Annotated in this window: 6 protein-coding genes; 1 reads left to right on the top strand and 5 read right to left on the bottom strand. The window is 61.5% G+C overall.

The window, feature by feature from the left end; genetic code table 11:
- From HJB91_RS30435 to HJB91_RS30425, 3 genes are all read right to left on the bottom strand, one after another.
- A partial coding sequence (locus tag HJB91_RS30435) for a helix-turn-helix domain-containing protein (protein WP_221156968.1) occupies positions 1–158 on the bottom strand: 158 nt, incomplete at its 3' end.
- Complete coding sequence (locus HJB91_RS31335) at positions 98–391, bottom strand: helix-turn-helix domain-containing protein (protein ID WP_409079601.1); 294 nt, start codon at positions 389–391, stop codon at positions 98–100. The genes HJB91_RS30435 and HJB91_RS31335, both read right to left, overlap by 61 nt.
- Before the next feature lie 197 nt (positions 392–588).
- Positions 589–1,152 carry a threonine transporter RhtB gene (locus tag HJB91_RS30425; protein WP_210633347.1) on the bottom strand — a complete coding sequence of 188 codons (564 nt, stop codon included), beginning with the start codon at positions 1,150–1,152 and terminating at the stop codon, positions 589–591.
- Between the two features lie 130 nt (positions 1,153–1,282).
- Between HJB91_RS30425 and HJB91_RS30420 the strand changes: the two genes are divergently transcribed.
- Positions 1,283–1,486 carry a hypothetical protein gene (locus HJB91_RS30420; protein ID WP_221156963.1) on the top strand — a complete coding sequence of 68 codons (204 nt, stop codon included), beginning with the start codon at positions 1,283–1,285 and terminating at the stop codon, positions 1,484–1,486.
- A 45-nt stretch (positions 1,487–1,531) separates the two neighbouring features.
- Here HJB91_RS30420 and HJB91_RS30415 read toward each other — a convergent pair whose 3' ends face one another.
- Positions 1,532–3,394, bottom strand: coding sequence for an ABC transporter transmembrane domain-containing protein (locus HJB91_RS30415; RefSeq protein WP_221156965.1), 1,863 nt, complete (start codon positions 3,392–3,394; stop codon positions 1,532–1,534).
- A gap of 99 nt (positions 3,395–3,493) precedes the next feature.
- Positions 3,494–3,717, bottom strand: a 224-nt coding sequence (locus tag HJB91_RS30410; RefSeq protein WP_221147169.1) for an aminotransferase class I/II-fold pyridoxal phosphate-dependent enzyme, incomplete at its 5' end; no start/stop codon positions are given.

The raw sequence follows: 3,717 nt of genomic DNA, 5'->3' as shown, positions 1-3,717 counted from the left end.
GAAACCAGGCCGGCTTCACCGAAACGGTCATAGTCCCGCAGCAGCCGATGAACCTGACTTCGACTGAGATCAAGCAACTCGGCGGCCTGGATAATGCTCAGGCGCCGGTCGCGGATCTTCTGAATGATTTCGAGGCGATGCAACTCTTTCTGCGACATGGTTCCTCGCGACGAAAGAGCTTGCCGATCCGCCGGCGCCTGTCGCGCGCCATGTCGTTGGCGGTCATCGCCCAGTAGCCCTCGGCATCGGGGAATTCCTGATCGTGCCAGTAGTTGCGTTTGATCTCCCGGGAGATGGTCGCGCGGTCCCGGCCGAGGCGTCTGGCGATCTCAGACTGGCTAAACTTCTGATCCAACATCCTGGAAATCGATTGGCGTTCGTCAAAACTCAAATGCGAAAAGGTACGGATCAAACCATGGCTCCCGAAAAGCAGGCAGCTTAGCGCCTTTGTTGCAGTTCGAGATAGAATGTGCCCCGCTACAGGCGATTTCTGGCGTAATCGACATTATGGAACAACGGCCTTTGCCAGCCGCACCAAGGGCTTGCGCAGGCAGTCGCTCCGCCGCGCGCAGCGCAACAGCGCGGGTTTCATCCGCCAAGGGCGCTGAACGTCAGCACGGCGGAGAATGCGACGAGGGTTGCGGATCCGCACCGCCGGGCAAATGGCGGTATCCGTTTTTCACGTCCGAGGATGAGCCTGCCGATCGACAGCCAGATCGAGGAGACTGCCAGGACCACCGATGCGAGAATGGCGATGGATCCTGTCAAAGGCACCTCCTGCGCGGGAGGCACCATCGTCAATCCGATGATCAGCGCTTTGGGATTTAACAGCGTCGTCACGGCCAGCTGCCGCACGCGCACAGCCTCGACAGGGCTCGATCCGATGCCCCAGAGCCGCAGCGCCAGGTACAAAACCCAGGTCGCCGAGACAAGTTTGACGCCTTGCGAAACCAGAGGGTGGTCGCGGAGAAAAGAACCGGCCAGACCGGCCGCCGGAAGGACGATCGCAAGATATGCGGACATGACGGTGGCGAGCAGGGCGATCGCGCGTCCGAAGGTCAGCCCCTGAGATGCCATCGCCAAAATGGCGTTGGTCGGTCCGGGCAGGATGAGAAGCGTGAAAACGCCCGCTGCGAAAGGCAGAAGATGCACTGTTACGGTCTCCGGGTTTCTTCCGCATCTTGCACGGCCGCGCCTGCCGGTCGTTGACAGAGATCATTTGCGGGACGGAACATTCCGGGCACCCCCGACGTTTATTGCGGTTATGTCAGAGGTGGGCGCCATGCCCGGCATGATCAGGTTCATACTCACTCGATTGGCCACGGGCTTTGCAATCGGAAGCGCCGTGGGGTTCTTCATCTGGCAGAACGGTTTTGCCGCGGCAGGCGGACCGCAAAATTATCTCGCTCAGGGCCTGTTCATCTACCTCTTTGCGAGCACAATCGGCATGGGTTATCTCGCGACGGCTCTCCTCCTGGAAGAATAGCGCCGGAAGATCAAAGTCCCGTTGCGCGGACGCCGGATGATGTCATCACGCTGCGTGCTGTTCCGGTTCAAGACCGGCCGGAATCTTGAACTGCAGCTCCGCCAGGCGCGTATAAAGGCCGCCTTGGCGCATGAGCGAGGCGTGAGTCCCCTCTTCTACGATCTTGCCCTTGTCCATCACCAGAATCCTGTCCGCCTTGAGCACGGTGGCGAGCCTGTGCGCGATCACGATGGTGGTCCGTGCCTCCATCAATTCCTCCAGGCCGCGCTGCACGAGCGCCTCGTTTTCCGCGTCCAGCGATGCGGTTGCCTCGTCCAGGAGCAGGATCGGAGCGTTCCTGAGCATGGCCCGTGCGATGGCCAGTCTCTGCCTCTGTCCGCCCGACAGCGTCAGCCCACGCTCGCCGAGAACCGAACCGTAGCCGTTCGGCAGCTTCGTGACGAAACCATGCGCCTGCGCCTTGATCGACGCGGCGATCACATCTTCGCGCAGCGCGTCCGGCCTTCCGAACGCAATGTTGTCGTAAACGGAGGCGGCAAACATCGTCACCTCCTGCGGGACAATGGCGATTTCCTTACGCAGGGTCTGCGGGGAGATCAGGGCAAGCTCCCTGCCGTCGATGGAAATGCTGCCCGCCTGGTTTTCGTAGAAGCCGAGGAGCAGGGAGAAAACGGTGCTCTTTCCGGATCCGGAAGGGCCGACCAGGGCGACGGTTTCGCCTGGCGAAACGCGGAAGGAAAGTCCGCTCAGAACCTCCTTTTCCGGTGCGCCCGGATAGGAAAAGCGCACGTCATGCAGTTCCATGCCCCCCTGGGTGGGGGTCCGGAGCGACGTGCAGGTGTGCGGTTCGCGCTCGTCAGTCTGTTCGTTCAGCAGTTCGAACAGCCGTCCGGCGGCGCCGGCTGCCTGCGAAAGTTCTCCCCAGACCTCCGACAGTGAGCCGAGAGAACCGGCTGCGATCACCGCGTAGATGAGAAATTGGCTCAGGCTGCCAGGCGAGAGCGTTCCCGCCAGCACCTTATGAGCCCCCAGCCACAGCACGCCGACGACGCTGACGAAGACCAGCGTGATGGCAATGGCGGTCAGCAAGGCTCTTGCCCGGGAGGCCGCAACCACCCGGTCGAAGGACAGGTCGACATCGCGCCCATATCTCTGCCCCGCAGCATCTTCGCCGTTGAATGCCTGCACGGTGCGGCTTGCCGCAATGATCTCGCTTGCATAGGCCGAAGCCTCGGCAAGCGCATCCTGTGCGACACGGGATTTCTTCCGCACCGAGCGACCGAACAGGACGAGAGGAGCCACCACCAGGGGAATGGCCCCGAGAGCGATGGCCGACAGGCCGGGACTGGTCACGAACATCATGGCAAGGGCGCCGAGGCAGAGGATTGAATTTCTCAAAGCCACCGATGCCGTGAGACTGACGGCGGATTTGATCTGGGTCGCATCTGCCACGAGGCGCGAGGCAATTTCGCCTGAGCGGTTTCGATCGAAGAATGCCGCAGGAAGCCGGATGATATGGTGGAAGACCTCGAGGCGAAGGTCGGTGACCAGCCGCTCTCCCAATGTGGTGACGAAGTAGTAGCGCGCCGCACTTGCGATTGCCAGCGCGACGGCGAGCGCGATCAGCATGAGAAAATAGCGATTGATGAAGGCTCCGTCCGCCTGGTTGAAGCCGTGATCGACCATGCGCCGCACAGCCATCGGCAGGGCGAGCGAGATGAGAGCTGCGGATGTGAGCGCCAGAAGTGCGCAAACCGAGAGCGACCTATGTGGGCGAAGACGCGGAAGCAGGCTGAAGAGCGGAGTGAATGTCCGATTCCGCGAAGGGGGTTCTTTCCCGCCGTCCTTGCCGATGGCGGAGGCTATTTCTGGTGAAATGGCGGCTTGCCAGTCATGCGGGGCTATCATCAACGCCGTTGTCTCCTCGGTGCTTGCTTCACTTTTTGTCCCGCGAGCGGCGACTTATCTCTTTGATCGCGGTCAATCTCGTGCATCTTTCCCCTGTGCTCAGGCTACCATCCGCGCCAGCGCGCAGCGCGACCAAAGCGAATGCAGGGCGTCGACCAGATGGGCGATATCGGCGTCGGAATGCAGCGGTGTCGGCGTGATGCGCAGCCGCTCGGTCTTCTTCGGCACGGTGGGATAGTTGATCGGCTGGACATAGACGCCGCAATTGTCGAGCAGCAGGTCGGAGATCCACTTGCACTTGGCGGCATCGCCGACCATCACCG

It is taken from the genome of Rhizobium sp. NLR10b (assembly GCF_019685435.1).
GTDB lineage: Bacteria > Pseudomonadota > Alphaproteobacteria > Rhizobiales > Rhizobiaceae > Rhizobium.
This window is presented reverse-complemented; position numbering and strand designations above follow the sequence as displayed.